Origin of the sequence: Citrobacter freundii complex sp. CFNIH9, from assembly GCF_002903305.1 — a bacterium.
Classification (GTDB): domain Bacteria; phylum Pseudomonadota; class Gammaproteobacteria; order Enterobacterales; family Enterobacteriaceae; genus Citrobacter; species Citrobacter portucalensis.
On sequence record NZ_CP026238.1, the window covers coordinates 3,904,587 to 3,926,250 of the forward strand.

Here is a 21,664-nt window from a genome sequence, read left to right on the forward strand (position 1 = left end):
ATACACTTAATTTAGACAATACTTAAATACATATGACTGAACTTGAACAACTCCAGGCCAGCGCTGAACAGGCTGCCGCCCTGCTAAAAGCGATGAGTAACCCGAAACGGTTGCTGATTTTGTGCATGCTCTGTGGTTCACCCGGTACCAGCGCGGGTGAGTTAGCCCGTGTTACCGGCCTTAGTCCTTCCGCCACATCCCAGCATCTGGCGCGTATGCGTGAAGAAGGTCTGATAGAAAGCCAGCGCGATGCCCAGCGCATCCTCTACTCCATTAAAAATACGGCCGTGAATTCGCTGATCGCCACATTAAAAACACTGTATTGCCCATAAGGAGCCATCATGACTATTGGGACGATTTCCCCACGCGAAGCGCAGACACTGGTCGCGCAGGGTGCAAAACTGATTGATATCCGCGATGCTGACGAGTATCTGCACGAGCATATTCCTGAGGCACATCTGGCGCCATTACCCGCGCTTGAGCAGGGATCGCTGCCAGCGAATTTACGCGCCGAGCAGGTGATTTTTCACTGCCAGTCAGGCAAACGTACACAAAATGCGGCAACAAAACTGAGCGCCATCGCCGCACCCGCGCAGGTCTGGTTGCTGGAAGGTGGAATTGACGGCTGGAAAGCCGCAGGGTTGCCGGTGGCGAAAGACAGTTCACAACCGTTACCGCTGATGCGTCAGGTGCAGATAGCCGCAGGCAGCCTTGCCCTACTCGGCGTTATTCTGGGCTATAGCGTTAGCAGCGCCTTCTTCCTGCTGAGCGGTTTTGTGGGCGCCGGGCTGATACTCGCTGGCGTAACCGGCTTTTGCGGTATGGCGCGATTACTGGACATCATGCCCTGGAACCGACGTACTCATTAAGCGGTAATCATTGAAACAGCGCTGTACCCGCCGGTTGACGTGATCTATGGTGAGTTCTGCGATAAATGATAAATAAAGGAGCGCAACAATATGTTTAAACCTGGCGATCTGGTTCAACCGCGTATGGGCGGTCCAAAACTGAAGGTTGTCGAAGTCAATGACGATCAAATTGTGGCGGTACAAGCCAGTAATGAAAGCGGTGATAAATTCACGCTGAAAGCAGCTGATGTCACGCGATATACCGAAGAGGGTGATTTCGGCGTTTGCTGAAAATAAGCGGTGAGGATCTCCTCACCGCCTTCGCAATTAGATCAAAAAGTCATCAAGAGATTTACCGGCAGCCAGCGCCTGGGCAATTGGCTTCGGTGTGCGACCTTGTCCGGTCCATGTTTTCGTTTCACCATTGAGATCGATAAAACGATATTTCGCCGGGCGCGGTTGGCGTTTTGTAACTGAACGTGCCGTCGCAGGTGTTATGCTCAGCAGCTCCTCCGGGCTGATCCCGTCTGCCTGCATCTGCGCCAGCAAGGCATTAATTTTTGCCTGCTGTTCTGCACGTTGGCGCTGTAGTTGTTCTTCTTCATCGCGCCGTTCTTTGGTCACTACCCTGAATTTTTCAAGCATATCTTCCAGTACATCAACGGAAAATTCACGCGCCATTGCACGCAGCGAGCGGATATTATTTAAGTTTTTTAACATTGAACTCATATTAACAAAACCTCTTTAACGTAAAACATAAAAACGGTATTACGCTAAATATTGTATGCAACCAATTATTACATTTCCAGTCTAATTTATTCGTTTATCATTAAACAAATAGCCAACTCTGATATTTATAGCATCCATTCTGCTATCGCCCAGACAATATATTCTATTACCCTGATTGCAGCTTTGAATATACCTGCAAGGTATCTCAGCGCATCACTTAAGAAACAAGCCACAGCATCTCGTGGAACCAACGAGTATACCTATTGCACATCAGTCAACATTCAGAAAAGGAGCGCAAAAAATTCAGAAAAACAAGCAACAATAACTCTTTGATCTAAAAAGACTTTAATTAACACAGCAACGAAAACACCAAAACGAACAAAAAACAAACCATTACAGAGCATTTTATCGACAAAAAGACAATAAATAAAAATTTTCAGCTAGTTGCTAGTTATTATCCAGGCAGATATCCTATTAAAAAGCGAAAGCAGCAAGACAAATCACTAGCAGTTAAGGTATTCAAAACCTTTTTTCCCCTTTTTACAAGGAGCATTAACATGTTCTCTCCGCAGTCACGCTTGCGTCATGCAGTAGCAGACACGTTCGCGATGGTTGTTTATTGTTCTGTCGTGAACATGTTGATCGAAATATTCCTTTCTGGAATGAGCTTCGAACAGTCGCTGTATTCCAGATTAGTCGCTATCCCTGTCAACATACTGATCGCGTGGCCATACGGCATGTATCGTGATTTGTTCATGCGCGCGGCCCGTAAAGCCACGCAGGCAGGATGGGCAAAAAATCTGGCGGATGTGCTGGCTTATGTCACCTTCCAGTCGCCGGTGTATGTGATTATTCTGCTGACGGTTGGCGCAGACTGGCATCAGATTACGGCTGCAGTAAGTTCGAACATCGTGGTGTCAATGCTGATGGGCGCTGTCTATGGCTACTTTCTTGATTATTGCCGCCGCTTGTTTAAGGTCAGCAGCTATCATCAGGCTAAAGCCTGACACGCTTCTTCGCGACTGGCACTGCCAGTCGCGTTATTAGTTAGAATTAACGTCGCCAAACAGCCCGCTCAGATAACGTTCAAGCGCAATACGCGAGCTAAAGCCGTGCGGAATACCATAATGCTCATGAGTCTCTCCGGCTAAATACAGCGGGAATTGCTGGTAATGATCGCAAGTTTTAATATCCGTTGCCGGTTCCGCCAGCGAAGAGCTACGCTCTTTCAACGTGGGATGGATAATTAATGCGGTACGTCCCATGCGAGCTTCACGATTAACATACACATAATTTTCGCCACGCCGATAGCCGTACGTTTTCTGCGTCACTACATCAACGGTAAAGCCCACTTTTTCAAGTACGCGCGCCACCTCATCAGGTCGTAAATACATATTATTTTCCTCGTTATCTTTTACTGCGGGCTTACCTTACCTGATTCAGCATTAGCAACGCTTTCAGAAAAGTCCATAAACGAGTGAACACGATGAGACGAATATCTTAAGAACCGTACAGATTTATGTCAGCGCCAACCGCAGTTGGTAGGCCGCCTGTTGCGCCATTTCCGCCGAACTGATATTGGTAAATGACAGCAATATTCCCCCCTTTCCTTCTGACGTTATTCGCCAGCGGCTTAGCGCCTGAACCGCTAACCCGGCCTGATTCGCTTTGCGCACCAGCGCAATATCATCTCCGTCTACACTCACCACCAGTTGAATCCCACCTTCCTGAGGAATGATGCTAAACCCTTGTTCGGTCAGGGCATTTTCCATCCATTGTCGTCGTTCGGCATAATGCTGTCGCATACGTTTTAAGTGTCGCCAGAAGTGGCCGTCTCGCATAAAATCCGCCAGCGTTTGCTGCCATAGAACCGGGACGCTACAGGCCGTTAGCGCCGCTTGCTGGCGAAAGCGTTCAACCTGGGTCAGAGGCACCACCAGCCATGCCGTACGCAAAGCCGGAAACATCGATTTGCTGAACGTTCCGGCATAAATCACCCGCTGAGGCGCATCCAGACTTTTTAGCGGCGGCAACGGCTTACCGTGGTAACGAAATTCACTGTCATAATCATCTTCGATTACCCACGCCTGCGCGCGAGTCGCCCACTCCAGCAACTGGTGGCGACGGTCCAAAGACAGTGCTACCCCCAGAGGGCTTTGATGTGCAGGAGTGAGCAGTACAAAACGCGCCTGCGGGTAGTCGCGGATCCCGGCGCTGACATCCAGACCATCGGCATCCACCACTACCGGCATCAACTCAATGCGTTCCTGAGCCACCACGGGCCGGATCAGCGGAAAACCGGGATCTTCGACCCACATTCCCTCACCGGGATGCGCCAGAGCGCGCAGGATTAACGTCATTGATGCCGCATAGCCTGAAGTGATAAAAATCTGCTCTGGCTGGCATTCAATGCTGCGTGAAACGCGCAGATAATCAACAATTGCCTGGCGTAACACCCGTTCGCCACATACATCGCCCACCGCCAGATCAAAACGCGTTTGGGTGCGTAAACACCGTCCCATCACCCGTGCCCAGACTTCACGCGGAAAAAGATCGAGTGCGGGTAATCCCATCTGAAATAGTTGCGGTCTGGGATTTTCTCCGGCGAAGATGGCAGGCGATGCAGGCGCCCTTTCTGGTCGCAGTTGCTCACTGACAAACGTTCCTGCCTGTCCACGCCGCGCGAGCCAGCCCTGCGCCACCAGCTCTGCATAGGCATTTTCCACCGTCGAGCGTGATACTCCCAGCTCCTGGGCCCAGGTCCGGCTGGAGGGCAATCTGGTACCGGGCTTGAGTTCGCCTTTCTCAATTGCGTTTTTTAACTGGCGGGCGATTTGCTGATAACGTGGCATTTATGGTCTGCTTTTTTGGTAACAATATGGCTCTCTGTTGCAGTCCATTATAGTGCTACATTGCGGGTCATCCAAACGAGGAGAAATACCATGACAATGTTACGCCAGCCCTATTACGAACTCAGTCCCGAAATCTATAACGCTCTGGTTCAGGCAAGCCAAGCGCTGGAAAACTGCGCGCTGGAACCTACGTTGACGGAGCTGATTTACCTGCGGGTCTCGCAAATCAACGGCTGCGCCTTTTGTCTGGAAATGCACAGTAAAGCACTGCGCAAATCCGGTGTTGCGCAGGCCAAACTGGACGCACTGGCAGGCTGGCGGGTGAGTCACCACTTCAGCGAGCAGGAACGTGCGGCGCTGGCGTGGGCCGAATCGGTCACCCAGATTGCCACTACTCACGCCGAAGATGACGTTTATCTGCCGCTGCTCGACCATTTCAGCGCGAAAGAAATTAGCGACCTGACATTTGCCATTAGTCTGATGAACTGCTTTAACCGTCTGGCGGTGGGGATGCGTATGTGATTCTGCGCTGCCGGATGGCGGCATAAATGCCTTATCCGGCCTACGTTGTGCTCTCCTGTTGCCCGTAGGCCCGATAAGCTTAGCGCCATCGGGCAATTTATAACCACCCGTTAGCCTTCCCCCGCCACGCTCATCACCCAGCTCATTATCAATCTAAAATTCCCATATCTTGTATGGTTGAATCTTTTTAAAACTACATCTAGTATCTCTCCTATCAGGACACACACAACCCGACGCCCTTCATCGCGCCGATCCTTTATTTTTAAATGGAAATACGAATCATGCGTATTATTATTTACACTCGCAATAACTGTGTTCAGTGCCACGCCACCAAACGGGCAATGGAAAGCCGTGGTTTTGACTTTGAGATGGTAAACGTCGATTTACAACCCGATTTGGCTGATAGCCTGCGCGATCAAGGGTTTCGCCAGCTACCGGTCGTGGTCGCGGGTGAAACCAGTTGGTCAGGGTTTCGCCCGGACATGATCAACCGTCTGCATCCGGAACACCGTGTGGCCAGCGCATGAGTCAGCTCGTCTACTTCTCCAGCAGCTCCGAAAATACGCACCGCTTTATGCAGCGTCTGGGGCTGCCAGCCATCCGCATTCCGCTTAACGAACGCGAGCGGATCCGGGTAGACGAACCTTACATATTAATCGTGCCGTCCTACGGCGGCGGCGGCACTGCTGGCGCGGTCCCAAGGCAGGTGATCCGCTTTTTAAACGATACGCACAACCGGGCGTTAATCCGTGGAGTGATCGCCTCCGGCAATCGTAATTTCGGTGACGCCTACGGTCGCGCGGGTGATGTCATCTCACAAAAATGCGGCGTGCCGTGGCTCTATCGCTTTGAGCTGATGGGCACCCAAAGCGATATCGACAACGTTCGAAAAGGAGTGAGCGAATTTTGGCAACGACAACCGCAGAACGTGTAATGCAGCCAACGCTGGATTATCACGCCCTGAACGCCATGCTGAATCTGTACGATAAAGCCGGGCGCATTCAGTTCGACAAAGACCATCAGGCCGTGGAGGCCTTCTTTGCCGCCCACGTCCGCCCAAACTCGGTGGCGTTTGCCAGCCAGCAGGAGCGCCTGGAAACGTTGGTGGATGAAGGCTATTACGATGCCAGCGTGTTAGCCCGCTACGATCGCGCGTTCGTGCTGAAGCTATTCGATCACGCCCACGCCAGCGGATTCCGTTTCCAGACGTTCCTCGGCGCATGGAAGTTCTACACCAGCTATACGCTGAAAACGTTCGACGGTAAGCGCTATCTCGAAGACTTTGAGGATCGGGTCACGATGGTGGCGCTCACGCTGGCGCAGGGCGATGAAACGCTCGCGATGCAGCTGACCGATGAAATGCTCTCCGGGCGCTTTCAGCCCGCCACACCAACCTTTTTAAACTGCGGCAAACAGCAACGCGGTGAGCTGGTCTCCTGCTTCCTGTTGCGTATTGAAGACAACATGGAGTCTATTGGTCGGGCGGTCAACTCCGCACTTCAGCTCTCCAAACGCGGCGGCGGCGTGGCATTTTTGCTCTCCAACCTGCGCGAGGCAGGTGCGCCCATTAAGCGTATTGAGAACCAGTCATCTGGGGTGATACCGGTAATGAAAATGCTGGAAGATGCGTTTTCTTATGCGAATCAACTCGGGGCACGTCAGGGTGCGGGGGCGGTGTATCTGCACGCACACCATCCGGATATTTTACGTTTTCTCGATACCAAGCGCGAAAACGCCGACGAGAAAATCCGCATCAAAACGCTCTCGCTTGGCGTGGTGATCCCGGATGTTACCTTTCAACTGGCGAAAGAAAATGCCCGAATGGCGCTGTTCTCACCGTATGACGTGGAACGGATTTACGGCAAACCTTTCGGTGATATCGACGTGAGTGAGCGGTATGACGAACTGGTTGCCGACGAACGTGTGCGCAAAAAATTCATTAACGCCCGCGATTTCTTCCAGCGGCTGGCCGAGATCCAGTTTGAGTCTGGCTATCCTTACATCATGTTTGAAGATACGGTGAATCGCGCCAATCCGATTGCAGGTCGGATCAATATGAGCAACCTGTGCTCGGAGATTTTGCAGGTTAACAGTGCCTCCACCTACGATGAAAATCTCAATTACGCGCAGACCGGGCACGATATTTCCTGCAATCTCGGCTCGTTAAACATTGCCCATACCATGGATTCACCCGACTTTGGTCGTACCGTGGAAACGGCGATTCGTGGCTTAACCGCCGTTTCGGACATGAGCCATATCCGCAGCGTGCCCTCGATTGAGGCCGGAAACAGCGCGTCGCACGCGATTGGTCTTGGGCAGATGAATCTGCACGGGTATCTGGCGCGGGAAGGGATCGCCTACGGTTCGCCGGAAGGGCTGGATTTCACCAATCTCTATTTCTATACCATCACCTGGCATGCGCTGAATACGTCAATGAAGATCGCCCGCGAGCGCGGTCAAACCTTTGTCGGATTCAAACAATCGCGCTACGCCAGCGGCGAGTATTTTAACCAGTATCTGCAGGGCGACTGGCAACCAAAAACCGCCAAGGTTCGCACGCTGTTTGCCGCCAGCGGCATTACGCTGCCGACGCGCGAGATGTGGTCACAGCTGCGTGCAGATGTGATGCGCTACGGCATTTATAACCAGAATTTACAGGCGGTTCCACCCACCGGTTCTATCTCTTACATCAATCATGCCACGTCAAGCATTCACCCGATCGTGTCGAAAGTGGAGATTCGCAAAGAGGGCAAAACCGGGCGCGTTTACTACCCTGCCCCGTTTATGACCAATGAGAATTTGGCCTTGTATCAGGATGCCTATGAGATCGGCCCACAAAAAATCATTGATACCTATGCTGAAGCAACGCGCCATGTCGATCAGGGGCTTTCACTGACGCTCTTTTTCCCCGATACCGCCACCACGCGCGATATCAATAAAGCGCAGATTTACGCCTGGCGTAAGGGCATCAAATCCCTGTACTACATCCGACTACGCCAGCTGGCGCTGGAAGGCACCGAAATCGAAGGCTGCGTGTCATGCGCGCTGTAAGGAGGAGAAAATGACATTATCCCGCGTGAGCGCCATCAACTGGAACAAGATTGAGGATGATAAAGATCTTGAGGTATGGAACCGTCTGACCAGTAACTTCTGGCTCCCGGAAAAGGTCCCGCTCTCCAATGACATTCCGGCCTGGCAAACGTTGAACGCCGCCGAACAGCAGCTAACAATCCGCGTTTTTACCGGGCTGACGCTGCTCGACACCATTCAGAATGTTGCCGGAGCACCAGCGTTAATGGCTGATTCGTTAACGCCGCATGAAGAGGCGGTGCTGTCGAATATCAGCTTTATGGAGGCGGTGCACGCCCGTTCATACAGCTCTATATTCTCTACCCTTTGCCAGACCAAAGACGTGGATGCTGCCTACGCCTGGAGTGAGGAAAATACCCCACTTCAGCGCAAAGCGCAGATCGTTTTGACACATTACGCCAGCGACGAACCGTTGAAGAAAAAAATAGCCAGCGTGTTTCTGGAATCCTTCCTGTTCTATTCTGGCTTCTGGTTGCCAATGTATTTTTCCAGCCGCGGCAAATTGACCAATACCGCCGATCTCATTCGTCTGATCATTCGTGATGAAGCGGTTCATGGGTATTACATTGGTTATAAATATCAAAAAGGTCTGGAGCATATTTCCGAATCCGCACGCGAGGAGTTAAAGAATTTTGCCTTTGACCTGCTGATGGAATTGTATGATAACGAAGCGCGTTATACGGAAGAGTTGTATGCAGAAACCGGCTGGGTGGATGACGTCAAAGCCTTCCTTTGTTACAACGCCAATAAGGCATTAATGAATTTGGGATATGAGGCGCTATTCCCGCCTGAAATGGCGGAGGTTAACCCGGCAATCCTTGCCGCACTGTCGCCCAACGCTGACGAAAACCACGATTTCTTCTCGGGTTCCGGCTCATCTTATGTGATGGGAAAAGCGGTCGAAACCGAAGATGACGACTGGAATTTCTAAATAGCTGCGCGGAATAGTAGATCACTGAAAGGGAACTCAGCCCGGATTGTGCGATCTGATCAATCGCCAAACCAACCAAAATCACCAACCGGACTGAGCGATGCCGATCATAGTACCAATACCCCGTGGCGAACGACGCCTGATGCAGAAAGCTATTCATAAAACGCGTGATAAAAATCATGCCCGCAGACTCACGGCCATGCTGATGCTTCATCGGGGTGAACGGGTCAGCGATGTTGCCAGAACTCTCTGTTGTGCCCGTTCATCCGTTGGTCGCTGGATTAACTGGTTTACGCACTCAGGTATTGAAGGCCTGAAATCCTTACCCGCAGGGCGCTCCCGACGCTGGCCTTTTGAACATATCTGCACCCTGTTACGTGAGCTGATAAAGCATTCTCCCGGCGATTTTGGTTATCAACGTTCACGCTGGAGCACCGAATTACTGGCAATAAAAATCAATGAGATAACCGGTTGCCAGTTACATGCAGGAACCGTTCGCCGCTGGTTGCCATCTGCGGGGCTTGTATGGCGCAGGGCCGCGCCAACTCTGCGTATCCGTGACCCACATAAAGATGAAAAGATGGCGGTAATCCACAAAGCGCTGGATGAATGCAGCGCAGAGCATCCGGTATTTTATGAAGATGAAGTGGATATCCACCTTAATCCTAAAATCGGTGCGGACTGGCAGTTGCGCGGACAGCAGAAACGGGTAGTGACGCCGGGGCAGAACGAAAAATACTATCTGGCCGGCGCACTGCACAGTGGCACGGGTAAAGTCAGCTACGTGGGCGGCAACAGCAAAAGTTCAGCGCTGTTTATCGCTCTGCTGAAGCACCTGAAAGCCACTTACCGGCGGGCGAAAACAATCACGCTGATCGTTGATAACTACATTATCCATAAAAGCCGCGAAACACAGCGCTGGTTGAAAGCAAATCCCAAGTTCAGGGTAATTTACCAGCCGGTTTACTCGCCGTGGGTGAATCATGTGGAACGGCTATGGCAGGCACTTCATGACACGATAACCCGTAATCATCAGTGCCGCTCAATGTGGCAGTTACTGAAAAAGGTCCGCCATTTTATGGAAACCGCCAGCCCATTCCCCGGAGGAAAACATGGTCAGGCAAAAGTGTAGCGGTATTAGGCGCAGCTATTTAGCACTCATTTTCACGGAAAATACCGTACATTTTTCGCGGAAATATTTTAACAGGATCACACTTTTGTCGTGCAAATATAATTGTGTGATCTACACTCAATATCAGCCGCATTATTCGCCTGCATTCCAGCAATTCAGGCGATTTTTCATTGCCATTTACAAAAAATATTAACCCGTTCACATTCGCGCTCAGCCCTTATATCACGGGAAGTCCCGCCATCTGGCCTTTGGCAATATTCATGCCACAACCAAATTCAGGGTTGTCTCAGATTCTCAGTATGTTAGGGTAGAAAAAGGTCACTATTTCCATCAGGTAATATATCGATATAAACAAATAACAGGAATCATTCTATTGCATGGCAATTAAATTAGAAGTTAAAAATCTCTATAAGATATTTGGAGAGCATCCCCAGAGAGCCTTCAAATATATTGAAAAAGGACTTTCAAAAGAGCAGATTCTGGATAAAACGGGGCTATCGCTTGGCGTTAAGAACGCCAGTCTGGCCATTGAAGAAGGCGAGATATTTGTCATCATGGGATTATCCGGTTCGGGTAAATCCACAATGGTACGCCTTCTCAATCGCCTGATTGAACCCACCCGCGGACAGGTATTGATTGACGGCGTAGACATCGCCCGGATATCCGATGCTGAGCTTCGCGAGGTGCGCAGAAAAAAGATTGCGATGGTGTTCCAGTCCTTTGCCCTGATGCCGCACATGACGGTTCTCGACAATACGGCATTCGGCATGGAATTAGCCGGTGTTGGTGCGGATGAACGTCGTGAAAAAGCGTTAGATGCGCTGCGCCAGGTTGGTCTGGAGAATTATGCTCACGGCTACCCGGATGAACTTTCCGGGGGGATGCGCCAGCGTGTAGGCCTCGCCCGCGCATTAGCCATTAACCCTGACATCTTATTAATGGATGAGGCCTTCTCAGCCCTCGATCCATTAATTCGTACTGAGATGCAGGATGAACTGGTAAAACTACAGGCGAAGCATCAACGTACCGTGGTCTTTATATCGCATGACCTCGACGAAGCCATGCGCATTGGCGACAGAATTGCCATTATGCAAAACGGTGAAGTGGTCCAGGTCGGCACGCCAGATGAAATCCTGAATAATCCGGCCAATGATTATGTGCGCACCTTCTTCCGTGGCGTCGATATTAGCCAGGTCTTTAGCGCGAAAGATATTTCACGCCGTAGTCCCGAAGGTTTGATTCGTAAAAACCCCGGGGTGGGTCCACGTTCTGCGCTGCAATTATTGCAGGACAAAGATCGCGAATATGGTTACGTGATCGAACGCGGCAATAAATTCGTTGGCGTTGTCTCTATCGACTCATTAAAAACAGCGTTAAGTCAGGCGCAAGGTATTGAAGCGGCATTGATCGATGAGCCGTTAGCCGTAGATGCACAAACCCCTCTCAGCGAGTTGCTTTCTCATGTCGGTCAGGCCCCGTGCGCGGTGCCGGTTGTAGATGAGGAACAGCAGTATGTGGGCGTCATTTCAAAACGCATGCTGTTACAGGCTTTAGATCGTGAGGGGGTAAACAATGGCTGATCAAACTAATCCGTGGGACACCACACCAGCGGCCGACAGTGCCGCACAAAATGCTGATGCCTGGAGTACGCCATCAGGCGCACCCACTGACGGTGGTGGTGCGGACTGGCTGACCAGCGCACCCGCGCCGGCACCAGAGCATTTCAATATTATGGATCCGTTCCATAAAACGCTGATCCCGCTTGACAGTTGGGTCACAGAGGGGATCGACTGGGTCGTTACCCATTTCCGTCCGGTCTTCCAGGGCATTCGTGTCCCGGTGGATTACATTCTCAACGGCTTTCAACAGCTGCTGTTAGGTATGCCAGCCCCGGTAGCGATTATCCTGTTCGCGCTGATTGCCTGGCAGATTTCCGGCGTGGGGATGGGCGTTGCTACGCTGATTTCCTTAATTGCCATCGGTGCCATCGGCGCGTGGTCGCAGGCCATGATAACCCTGGCGCTGGTGTTGACCGCGCTGCTGTTCTGCGTGGTGATCGGTCTGCCGATGGGGATCTGGTTGGCGCGCAGTCCACGGGCAGCAAAAATTGTTCGCCCGCTGCTGGACGCCATGCAAACCACACCCGCGTTTGTCTATCTGGTGCCGATTGTCATGCTGTTCGGTATTGGTAACGTCCCGGGCGTAGTGGTGACGATTATCTTCGCCCTGCCTCCAATCGTGCGTCTGACTATTCTGGGGATTAACCAGGTGCCAGCCGATCTGATTGAAGCCTCGCGCTCGTTTGGCGCCAGCCCGCGTCAGATGCTGTTTAAAGTGCAGCTCCCGCTGGCAATGCCCACCATTATGGCTGGGGTTAACCAGACGCTGATGCTGGCACTCTCAATGGTCGTCATCGCGTCGATGATTGCCGTCGGCGGACTGGGCCAGATGGTTCTGCGCGGAATCGGTCGTCTGGATATGGGGCTTGCCACCGTCGGCGGGGTTGGGATTGTGATCCTCGCTATCATTCTCGACCGCCTGACGCAGGCCGTCGGTCGCGACTCGCGTAGTCGTGGCAACCGTCGCTGGTACACCACCGGTCCCGTTGGGCTTATCACTCGCCCTTTCACGAAGTAATACACCCGTTGCCCGGTGGCGCATTGCTTACCGGGCCTACAATTCATTAACTTGCACAAAATCATTCAAGTTGCATCGCGGCGGCAAACGAATGTATCCCCAGGAGCGTACAAGTAGTACGTGACTGGGGTGCATGAGTGCAGCCAACAAAGAGGCAGCTTGAAGGATGAAGTGTAATAAGGAACAACGATGCGACAGAAAGTAATTATTGCCACAGCGTTTGCCACCCTTGTCTCCACCAGCACTTTCGCTGCCGACCTGCCGGGCAAAGGCATCACCGTACAGCCAATCCAGAGCACTATCTCTGAAGAATCCTTCCAGACGCAGTTAGTCGCCCGTGCGCTGGAGAAACTGGGTTACACCGTTAACAAAACCAGCGAAGTTGACTACAACGTCGGCTATACCTCCATTGCCTCTGGCGATGCAACTTTTACCGCCGTGAACTGGCAGCCGCTGCATGATGATATGTACGCCGCTGCGGGCGGAGACAAAAAGTTTTATCGCGAGGGGGTATTCGTTACGGGTGCCGCACAGGGTTATCTGATCGACAAGAAAACCGCTGAGCAGTATAAAATCACCAATATCGCCCAGTTAAAAGATCCGAAGATCGCCAAAATCTTTGACACCAACGGTGACGGAAAAGCCGATATGATGGGCTGTTCACCGGGCTGGGGCTGTGAAGCAGTAATCAACCACCAGAACAAAGCTTTCGATCTGGAAAAAACCGTCGAGGTCAGCCACGGTAACTATGCGGCGATGATGGCCGACACCATTACCCGCTTCAAAGAAGGTAAACCCATTCTTTACTACACCTGGACACCGTACTGGGTGAGCGACGTAATGAAACCTGGTAAAGATGTGGTCTGGCTGCAGGTGCCGTTCTCTTCCCTGCCAGGCGAGCAGAAAGATATCGATACCAAACTGCCAAACGGCGCCAACTACGGCTTCCCGGTGAACACTATGCATATTGTCGCCAATAAAGCCTGGGCGGAGAAAAACCCGGCTGCGGCGAAACTGTTTGCCATCATGAAGCTGCCGCTGGCGGATATCAACGCGCAGAACGCAATGATGCACGACGGGAAAGCGTCTGAAGCCGACGTACAGGGTCACGTTGACGGCTGGATCAAAGCCCACCAGCAGCAGTTTGACGGCTGGGTGAACGAAGCGCTGGCCGCGCAGAAATAACCCACTCGCAGGCCTGATGAGTGTAGCGCCATCAGGCCAGTAACCGCATAAATGCCGGATGTTGGTGCGATGCGCCTAATCCGGCCTATCCTCCTTCCCCCAAACGCACAATCCATCACTCAACAAATCAGCAACATTTAATCACTTCCGTTATGATTGTTTTCTGCAACCCATTACTCAGTTGAAAACAATGACGAAAACTACTCAGGGACTTAGCCCTTCGCTGATCCTGTTAATGTCTATTGCCACCGGCCTCGCCGTCGCCAGTAACTATTATGCGCAGCCGCTGCTCGACACCATCGCGCGCAACTTTTCGCTATCTGCCAGTACCGCAGGGTTTATCGTCACCGCGGCCCAACTCGGCTATGCCGCCGGCCTGCTGTTCTTAGTGCCGCTCGGCGATATGTTTGAACGTCGGATGCTGATTGTCTCCATGACGTTGCTCGCGGCTGGCGGCATGCTGATCACCGCCAGCAGCCAGTCGCTGGGTATGCTGATTCTCGGTACCGCTCTGACCGGACTGTTCTCGGTAGTGGCACAGATTTTGGTTCCGCTGGCGGCAACGCTTGCCACACCGGACAAGCGCGGGAAGGTTGTCGGCACGATTATGAGCGGCCTGCTGCTGGGTATTCTGCTGGCGCGCACCGTGGCGGGATTACTGGCGAATCTTGGCGGCTGGCGCACCGTATTTTGGGTCGCATCAGTATTAATGGCGCTGATGTCGGTTGCGCTGTGGCGCGGCCTGCCGAAGATGAAATCCGATACTCATCTTAACTATCCTCAGCTGTTAGGCTCGGTATTCAGCCTGTTTATTCACGATAAATTGCTGCGTACCCGCGCGATGCTGGGCTGCCTGACTTTTGCCAATTTCAGTATTCTGTGGACCTCAATGGCGTTTTTGCTCGCCGCGCCGCCGTTTAACTATTCGGAAGGAATGATTGGTCTGTTCGGTCTGGCGGGTACCGCAGGGGCGTTAGGCGCACGTCCGGCGGGCGGTTTTGCCGATAAAGGTAAATCCCACCTGACCACAACCATGGGGCTGCTATTACTGCTGCTCTCCTGGCTTGCTATTTGGTTTGGGCACGCTTCAGTCCCCATGCTGATTATCGGTATTCTGGTGTTGGACCTTACCGTTCAGGGAGTACACATCACCAACCAGACGGTTATCTATCGCATTCATCCGGATGCGCGTAATCGCCTGACCGCCGGATACATGACCAGCTATTTTATTGGCGGAGCGGCAGGTTCGCTAATTTCAGCCTCCGCCTGGCAGCATGCTGGTTGGGCTGGCGTTTGTCTGGCGGGTACGACCGTTGCCGTACTCAACCTGGTGGTCTGGTGGCGAGGTTTTCACCGTCAGGAAGCCGTAAATTAAGCGTATAGTGCATGTTTACCGCTGATTGGGCTCCACAGGGTGTTAAGGAGCCCATCAGTCTGCTAAGGTTATAACTCATTGAGCCAAGTTATATTAATTTCGGTAATGAAACCTATAACCCTATGGAAAGCCCTGTACCCCAGTCTGAATCCTGTTCGGCAACGTTAACGGAAGGATTCAAAGACAGCCTGCCAATAGTCATCAGCTATATTCCGGTCGCTTTTGCATTTGGTCTCAATGCCACTCGCCTTGGCTTTACGCCGATTGAAAGCGTCTTTTTCTCCTGCATTATCTATGCGGGAGCCAGCCAGTTTGTCATTACCACCATGCTCGCTGCGGGCAGTTCGCTGTGGGTCGCCGCCCTTACCGTCATGGCCATGGATGTCCGCCATGTTTTGTACGGCCCTTCCCTGCGAAGCCGAATAGCCCAGCGACTGAGTAAACCCAAAAGTGCACTGTGGGCTTTTGGCCTTACCGATGAAGTCTTTGCCGCCGCAACGGCAAAACTGGTCCGGGATAATCGGCGCTGGAGTGAAAACTGGATGATCGGCATCGCACTGTGCTCCTGGGCCTCCTGGGTGTTTGGTACGGTGATCGGCGCGTTTTCCGGCAGTGGTTTACTCAAGGATTACCCGGCGGTTGAAGCGGCACTGGGATTCATGCTCCCGGCGCTGTTTATGAGCTTCCTGCTCGCGTCATTCCAACGTAAACAAGCGCTCTGCGTGACTGCCTCCCTGGCCGGGGCGCTGGCTGGCGTCATGCTGTTTTCCATACCTGCCGCTATCCTTGCAGGTATTGTCTGCGGATGCCTGACGGCGCTCATCCAGTCATTTTGGCAGGGAGGTCCTGATGAGCTATGAGGTTCTGCTACTTGGCCTGTTGGTCGGCTGCGTTAATTACTGTTTTCGCTATTTGCCACTCCGTCTTGGGGTAGGCAATGTTCGCCCGACGAAGCGCGGCGCGACGGGCATACTACTCGACACTATTGGCATTGCATCTATTTGCGCCCTGCTGGTGGTGTCTACCGCACCAGAAGTTATGCACGACGCTCGTCGGTTCGTGCCTACGCTGGTGGGGTTTGTCATACTGGGCGCAAGCTTCTATAAGACCCGCAGCATCATCATTCCAACGTTACTGAGTGCTCTGGGCTATGGATTAGCCTGGAAAATGCTTGTTGGCTTATAGATAAAAACAATCATTTTAAAGAAATAATACATTTACTTTATTTGTCACTGTCGTTACTATATCGGCTGAAATTAATGAGGTTATACCCAAATGGATAGTTCGTTTACGCCCATTGAACAAATGCTAAAATTTCGCGCCAGCCGCTACGAAGAGTTCCCTTATCAGGAAGTGCTTCTGACTCGCCTCTGTATGCACATGCAGGGTAAGTTGCTGGAAAACCGCAATAAGATGCTGAAAGCTCAAGGGATTAACGAGACATTGTTTATGGCGTTGATTACGCTGGAGTCTCAGGAAAACCACAGTATTCAGCCTTCTGAACTGAGTTGCGCGCTTGGCTCGTCACGCACTAACGCTACCCGCATTGCGGATGAGTTAGAAAAACGTGGCTGGATCGAACGTCGTGAAAGCGATAACGATCGCCGCTGTCTGCATCTGCAATTGACCGAGAAAGGCCATGCATTTTTGCAAGAGGTGTTACCGCCTCAGCATAACTGCCTGCATCAGCTCTGGTCGTCTCTTAGCACCACCGAAAAAGATCAGCTTGAGCAAATTACCCGTAAACTTCTGACCCGTCTTGATCAGATGGAGCAGGATGGCGCGGTGTTAGAAGCGCTGCGCTAACGCGCCGACTCGCTCAGAAATCCAGATTTATAAATGAAAAAACCGACAGGCCAGCACGCATACTGCTGGCCTGTCTGATAAACAGGTCGGCTCAGCCGATGTGAAAAAAATAAGATCGTGGAGAACAACATGAGCGCAAATGCGGAGACTCAAACCCCGCAGCAACCGGTCAAGAAGAATGGCAAACGTAAAAGTATGCTGCTCCTTCTGACCTTGCTCTTTATTATCATTGCCGTGGCATATGGGATTTATTGGTTTTTAGTACTTCGTCATGTCGAAGAGACAGACGATGCGTACGTGGCAGGGAACCAGGTTCAAATCATGGCTCAGGTATCAGGCAGCGTGACGAAAGTCTGGGCTGATAACACTGACTTTGTAAAACAAGGCGATGTGCTGGTCACCCTCGACCAGACAGACGCAAAGCAGGCATTTGAAAAAGCCAAAACTGCGCTGGCTTCCAGCGTGCGTCAGACGCACCAGTTGATGATCAACAGCAAGCAGTTACAGGCAAGTATTGAAGTGCAGAAAACCGCACTGGCGCAGGCACAAAGCGACTTTAATCGCCGAGTTCCGCTGGGTAATGCCAACCTGATTGGCCGCGAAGAGCTGCAACACGCTCGTGATGCCGTCGCCAGCGCTCAGGCCCAGCTTGATGTCGCGATCCAACAATATAATGCTAACCAGGCGATGATTCTGGGTAGCAAGCTGGAAGATCAGCCCGCTGTGCAACAGGCTGCCACCGAAGTGCGCAATGCCTGGCTGGCGCTGGAACGTACCAGAATTGTCAGCCCAATGACCGGTTATGTATCCCGTCGCGCCGTACAGCCTGGTGCACAAATTAGCCCAACCACGCCGCTGATGGCGGTTGTTCCGGCCACTAACCTGTGGGTAGATGCCAACTTCAAAGAAACACAGCTCGCACACATGCGTATCGGCCAACCGGCGACCGTTATCAGCGATATTTACGGCGATGACGTAAAATATACTGGTAAAGTTGTCGGTCTCGATATGGGTACGGGCAGCGCCTTCTCCCTGCTGCCGGCGCAAAACGCAACCGGCAACTGGATCAAAGTCGTCCAGCGTCTGCCGGTACGTATCGAACTGGATGCGCAGCAACTGGCACAGCATCCATTACGTATTGGTTTGTCTACGCTGGTTACGGTAGATACCTCAAATCGTGACGGACAAATTCTGGCAAGCCAGGTTCGTACCACGCCGGTATCAGAAAGTAATGCACGTGAAATCAACCTTGCTCCGGTCAATAAGATGATCGAAGAGATCGTGCGGGCCAACGCGGGCTAATTCAAAGGTGCGTGTGATGCAACAGCAAAAACCGCTGGAAGGCGCGCAGCTCGTCATTATGACGATCGCGCTGTCCCTGGCGACATTCATGCAGGTGCTGGACTCCACCATTGCTAACGTGGCGATCCCCACTATCGCCGGGAACCTCGGCTCTTCACTGAGCCAGGGAACCTGGGTGATCACCTCATTCGGGGTGGCGAACGCTATCTCTATTCCGATCACCGGCTGGCTGGCAAAACGCTTTGGCGAAGTAAGACTCTTTATGTGGTCAACTATCGCCTTCGTCATTGCGTCATGGGCATGCGGGATGTCCACCAGCCTGAACATGCTGATTTTCTTCCGCGTAATCCAGGGTATTGTCGCCGGTCCATTAATTCCGCTGTCACAGAGCCTGTTGCTGAATAACTATCCACCCGCCAAGCGTTCCATCGCCCTCGCGCTATGGTCGATGACGGTGATTGTTGCCCCGATATGTGGTCCTATTCTTGGGGGCTATATCAGCGACAACTATCACTGGGGCTGGATATTTTTTATCAACGTGCCTATCGGGGCTGTGGTGGTATTGATGACACTGCAAACCCTGCGCGGTCGGGAAACCAAAACCGAGCAGCGGCGCATTGACGCCATTGGTCTGGCACTGCTGGTCATCGGTATCGGCAGTTTGCAGATTATGCTCGACCGCGGCAAAGAGCTGGACTGGTTCGCCTCGCAGGAGATTATCATCCTGACTGTGGTCGCCGTGGTTGCTATCAGCTTCCTGATCGTCTGGGAGCTTACCGACGAGCACCCCATTGTCGATCTCTCGCTGTTTAAGTCGCGCAACTTTACCATCGGCTGTCTGTGTATCAGTCTGGCCTATATGCTCTACTTCGGCGCAATCGTACTGCTGCCGCAGCTGTTGCAGGAGGTATACGGCTATACGGCAACCTGGGCTGGTCTGGCGTCAGCGCCGGTTGGGGTGATTCCGGTGATCCTGTCTCCGATTATCGGCCGCTTCGCGCACAAGCTGGATATGCGTCGGCTGGTAACGTTCAGTTTTATTATGTACGCCGTCTGTTTCTACTGGCGTGCGTGGACGTTCGAGCCGGGTATGGACTTTGGCGCATCGGCCTGGCCGCAGTTTATTCAGGGGTTCGCGGTAGCCTGCTTCTTTATGCCGCTAACCACCATTACGTTGTCCGGCTTACCGCCAGAGCGTCTGGCGGCGGCATCCAGCTTGTCGAACTTTACGCGAACGCTGGCAGGTTCCATTGGCACATCGATTACGACGACAATGTGGACAAACCGCGAGTCGCTGCATCATGCGCAGCTAACGGAATCTGTTAACCCCTACAACCCAAATGCACAGGCTATGTACGATAAGCTGCAGGATTTAGGGATGACGCACCAGCAGGCTTCAGGTTGGATAGCTCAGCAGATCACCAATCAGGGGCTGATTATTTCCGCTAACGAAATCTTCTGGATGTCGGCGGGGATCTTCCTGGTCCTGCTTGGCCTGGTGTGGTTCGCCAAACCGCCCTTCGGTGCGGGCGGCGGCGGCGGTGGCGCACACTAGCTATCTGATAAAAGGGATCTGCGGATCCCTTTTTTATTAGACCTACAATCAGAAGTAATATTTGAATCTCAGACGCCCGCCGTAACGCGCATCTTCGCTGTTATCACCATTATTCGGATTGGCCTCTACCCATGAAGCATAGGCACCGAGGTAGATGTTAAAGTTTTTCATATCCATCACATTGGGGAATAAATATGAGGCATGAATAGTGTGAATGTCATAATTGCCGGGATCGGTGATCCAACAATCGTCCTCACAAACGGCATCGATATTGGTAGCATTGAAGGCTTCGATTTTGTTATGCGCATAGATATAACCCAGTTCAAATCGATGCCACAACGCATTCACCCCAGCGGTAAAATCTGTCTCATCGGTCGCATCCATATAGGCGGTATTCAGGTTAATCACTGCGCCATCTTCCGGGTCCGTTTTTTGACCATTCCAGGTCATGGTAAAACCATAGCCCGTACGATCTGACTGATCGATCCACGTCCCATTTTGGTAATAACCGTAGGCGTTGTTAACGACGTTACTTTCCATCGCTATCGCCGTTGAAAAACGCCCATTTTGCCAGGCGATAACCGGACGGACGTAAGCCACGTTTTTATCGTTGGTTAAATCCATTCCGTGGTACTGCTTCTCGGTATATAACGTACTGCCATTTTCCAGCAATGTGTTAACTTCGAAATACCAGTTGTCGATGGTTTTGCTCAGCAGGAAGTTCCCCCCGCTGTCGCTACGTCCCCGTCCTTCTTTCATCATATAGATATAGCCGTAACCGTCACTGTAGAGATCGTTCGCTGTATTCCCCGAATATTCAACAAACGTATCCTGATTCAGCGGGAACATATCGTAGGCTTCAAAACGACCAACCTTAATTTTCCAGTCATTCTCACGACCAAAGAAGAAAACGGCATCATCGAGGTTCATTTTTCCGGTCAGGTCCGCCAGAGGCTGTACCGAGAACCCTGCAAAATTACCGTTGTCCCGCCGCTGGTAGCCATCAAAGCCCAGCAACAGGCGTCCGTTAATATCCCAGCGTTCATTGGTTCCTGGTGCCCAATCTTTATTCGCTGATGTTCTCATCGATGTCAGGCTACCGGAACGGCTTGCCGCATCCATATTAAATTCGACATCGCCATAGAACTTAATATCGCTGAAGCCGGATAATGTCAGCTTAGGCGGAGTTTCACCTGCTGCAATCGGCTCGGCAGACTGGACATTCACCGTCGGCGTAGCGGCGACCTGCTGCTGCTTCAGCGAGCGAATTTGCGCCTCAGCATCGGATGCCCGTTTTTCGGCATTAACAACACGTTGCTCCAGTTCAGCCAGACGCTGCTCAATAGTGATATTATTTGCTGCCCAAAGGTTATGAGAAAAGCAAGCACCGATCATCAGCGCCAAATATTTAGCCTTCATTTTCATCCCTAAAGTTTAATGTATACCAGATAAGATTTGATAAAAACCCTATCTACCGGCTATTAAAAGAGTCTTGTTATTACCCGGATATCTGGCGCATTCCATTATGTTTTTCTATTAATTATTTATGTTTTTTAGTTTATGTGATCAATACATTCTGGCATCGTTATTTATCCGCATCTTTCTGTTTGCCAGATCACATTTTATTATTTAACAGGTCAAGCATCATTTAAATTAAAATATATTCTCGCCGCAAATATAATAAACACACATTATATTAA

The 21,664-nt window shown here is 51.7% G+C and carries 23 protein-coding genes; 19 read left to right on the forward strand and 4 right to left on the reverse strand.

The window, feature by feature from the left end; translation table 11 throughout:
* Positions 1-32 precede the first annotated feature (32 nt).
* The 3 genes from C2U43_RS19850 to C2U43_RS19860 all read left to right on the forward strand — a co-directional run bounded on the left by C2U43_RS19850 (position 33) and on the right by C2U43_RS19860 (position 1,139).
* Positions 33-332: an ArsR/SmtB family transcription factor gene (locus tag C2U43_RS19850; RefSeq protein WP_057067657.1), complete on the forward strand. Its 300-nt coding sequence runs from the start codon at positions 33-35 to the stop codon at positions 330-332.
* A gap of 9 nt (positions 333-341) precedes the next feature.
* Positions 342-869 (forward strand): rhodanese family protein, encoded by a 528-nt coding sequence (locus C2U43_RS19855; protein WP_032944694.1) that lies wholly within the window; start codon positions 342-344, stop codon positions 867-869.
* Positions 870-959: 90 nt separating this feature from the next.
* Positions 960-1,139 carry a hypothetical protein gene (locus C2U43_RS19860; protein ID WP_003825999.1) on the forward strand — a complete coding sequence of 60 codons (180 nt, stop codon included), beginning with the start codon at positions 960-962 and terminating at the stop codon, positions 1,137-1,139.
* Between the two features lie 36 nt (positions 1,140-1,175).
* Here the strand turns inward: C2U43_RS19860 and stpA are convergent, their stop codons facing one another.
* A complete protein-coding gene (stpA, locus tag C2U43_RS19865) occupies positions 1,176-1,577 on the reverse strand; it encodes a DNA-binding protein StpA (protein ID WP_103285678.1) in 402 nt (133 codons plus the stop codon).
* A 557-nt stretch (positions 1,578-2,134) separates the two neighbouring features.
* Here stpA and alaE point away from each other — a divergent pair.
* Positions 2,135-2,584 (forward strand): L-alanine exporter AlaE, encoded by a 450-nt coding sequence (gene alaE / locus C2U43_RS19870; RefSeq protein WP_003037259.1) that lies wholly within the window; start codon positions 2,135-2,137, stop codon positions 2,582-2,584.
* Between the two features lie 36 nt (positions 2,585-2,620).
* Here alaE and C2U43_RS19875 read toward each other — a convergent pair whose 3' ends face one another.
* Both C2U43_RS19875 and pdxR read right to left on the reverse strand, forming a co-directional pair.
* Complete coding sequence (locus C2U43_RS19875; protein ID WP_003037262.1) at positions 2,621-2,971, reverse strand: DUF2002 family protein; 351 nt, start codon at positions 2,969-2,971, stop codon at positions 2,621-2,623.
* A gap of 123 nt (positions 2,972-3,094) precedes the next feature.
* The gene (gene pdxR / locus C2U43_RS19880) at positions 3,095-4,429 is read right to left on the reverse strand and encodes a MocR-like pyridoxine biosynthesis transcription factor PdxR (RefSeq protein ID WP_103285679.1); all 1,335 of its coding nucleotides are present in this window, start codon (positions 4,427-4,429) and stop codon (positions 3,095-3,097) included.
* Between the two features lie 90 nt (positions 4,430-4,519).
* On the opposite strand from pdxR, the gene C2U43_RS19885 reads away from it, so the two are divergent.
* From C2U43_RS19885 to emrB, 15 genes are all read left to right on the forward strand, one after another.
* Positions 4,520-4,951 (forward strand): carboxymuconolactone decarboxylase family protein, encoded by a 432-nt coding sequence (locus C2U43_RS19885; protein ID WP_003825991.1) that lies wholly within the window; start codon positions 4,520-4,522, stop codon positions 4,949-4,951.
* 281 nt (positions 4,952-5,232) lie between these two features.
* Positions 5,233-5,478, forward strand: coding sequence for a glutaredoxin-like protein NrdH (gene nrdH / locus C2U43_RS19890; protein ID WP_048236625.1), 246 nt, complete (start codon positions 5,233-5,235; stop codon positions 5,476-5,478).
* A complete protein-coding gene (gene nrdI, locus C2U43_RS19895; RefSeq protein ID WP_003825987.1) occupies positions 5,475-5,885 on the forward strand; it encodes a class Ib ribonucleoside-diphosphate reductase assembly flavoprotein NrdI in 411 nt (136 codons plus the stop codon). Before nrdH ends, nrdI begins: the two co-directional genes overlap by 4 nt.
* Complete coding sequence (nrdE, locus tag C2U43_RS19900; RefSeq protein ID WP_103285680.1) at positions 5,858-8,002, forward strand: class 1b ribonucleoside-diphosphate reductase subunit alpha; 2,145 nt, start codon at positions 5,858-5,860, stop codon at positions 8,000-8,002. Before nrdI ends, nrdE begins: the two co-directional genes overlap by 28 nt.
* Before the next feature lie 10 nt (positions 8,003-8,012).
* Positions 8,013-8,972, forward strand: a complete 960-nt coding sequence (nrdF, locus tag C2U43_RS19905; protein WP_048215699.1) for a class 1b ribonucleoside-diphosphate reductase subunit beta — start codon at positions 8,013-8,015, stop codon at positions 8,970-8,972.
* A gap of 100 nt (positions 8,973-9,072) precedes the next feature.
* Positions 9,073-10,104, forward strand: coding sequence for an IS630-like element ISEc33 family transposase (locus tag C2U43_RS19910; RefSeq protein ID WP_001395480.1), 1,032 nt, complete (start codon positions 9,073-9,075; stop codon positions 10,102-10,104).
* A 377-nt stretch (positions 10,105-10,481) separates the two neighbouring features.
* Positions 10,482-11,684 carry a glycine betaine/L-proline ABC transporter ATP-binding protein ProV gene (gene proV / locus C2U43_RS19920; RefSeq protein ID WP_003825980.1) on the forward strand — a complete coding sequence of 401 codons (1,203 nt, stop codon included), beginning with the start codon at positions 10,482-10,484 and terminating at the stop codon, positions 11,682-11,684.
* Positions 11,677-12,741 carry a glycine betaine/L-proline ABC transporter permease ProW gene (gene proW, locus C2U43_RS19925; protein ID WP_032944705.1) on the forward strand — a complete coding sequence of 355 codons (1,065 nt, stop codon included), beginning with the start codon at positions 11,677-11,679 and terminating at the stop codon, positions 12,739-12,741. Before proV ends, proW begins: the two co-directional genes overlap by 8 nt.
* Positions 12,742-12,930: 189 nt before the next feature.
* Positions 12,931-13,926 (forward strand): glycine betaine/L-proline ABC transporter substrate-binding protein ProX, encoded by a 996-nt coding sequence (proX, locus tag C2U43_RS19930; protein WP_003825976.1) that lies wholly within the window; start codon positions 12,931-12,933, stop codon positions 13,924-13,926.
* Positions 13,927-14,116: 190 nt separating this feature from the next.
* On the forward strand, positions 14,117-15,301 hold the full coding sequence (locus C2U43_RS19935) for an MFS transporter (protein WP_103285681.1): 1,185 nt from the start codon (positions 14,117-14,119) through the stop codon (positions 15,299-15,301).
* A gap of 122 nt (positions 15,302-15,423) precedes the next feature.
* Positions 15,424-16,161, forward strand: a complete 738-nt coding sequence (locus C2U43_RS19940; protein WP_048236632.1) for an AzlC family ABC transporter permease — start codon at positions 15,424-15,426, stop codon at positions 16,159-16,161.
* Complete coding sequence (gene ygaH / locus C2U43_RS19945) at positions 16,151-16,486, forward strand: L-valine transporter subunit YgaH (RefSeq protein WP_003825969.1); 336 nt, start codon at positions 16,151-16,153, stop codon at positions 16,484-16,486. Before C2U43_RS19940 ends, ygaH begins: the two co-directional genes overlap by 11 nt.
* Positions 16,487-16,576: 90 nt before the next feature.
* Positions 16,577-17,107 (forward strand): multidrug efflux transporter EmrAB transcriptional repressor EmrR, encoded by a 531-nt coding sequence (gene emrR, locus C2U43_RS19950; RefSeq protein WP_003037300.1) that lies wholly within the window; start codon positions 16,577-16,579, stop codon positions 17,105-17,107.
* Between the two features lie 129 nt (positions 17,108-17,236).
* Positions 17,237-18,409, forward strand: coding sequence for a multidrug efflux MFS transporter periplasmic adaptor subunit EmrA (gene emrA, locus C2U43_RS19955; RefSeq protein WP_003825968.1), 1,173 nt, complete (start codon positions 17,237-17,239; stop codon positions 18,407-18,409).
* Positions 18,410-18,425: 16 nt separating this feature from the next.
* Positions 18,426-19,964 carry a multidrug efflux MFS transporter permease subunit EmrB gene (gene emrB, locus C2U43_RS19960; RefSeq protein ID WP_003825966.1) on the forward strand — a complete coding sequence of 513 codons (1,539 nt, stop codon included), beginning with the start codon at positions 18,426-18,428 and terminating at the stop codon, positions 19,962-19,964.
* Between the two features lie 48 nt (positions 19,965-20,012).
* Here the strand turns inward: emrB and C2U43_RS19965 are convergent, their stop codons facing one another.
* Complete coding sequence (locus tag C2U43_RS19965; protein ID WP_103286015.1) at positions 20,013-21,383, reverse strand: carbohydrate porin; 1,371 nt, start codon at positions 21,381-21,383, stop codon at positions 20,013-20,015.
* Positions 21,384-21,664: the final 281 nt, after the last annotated feature.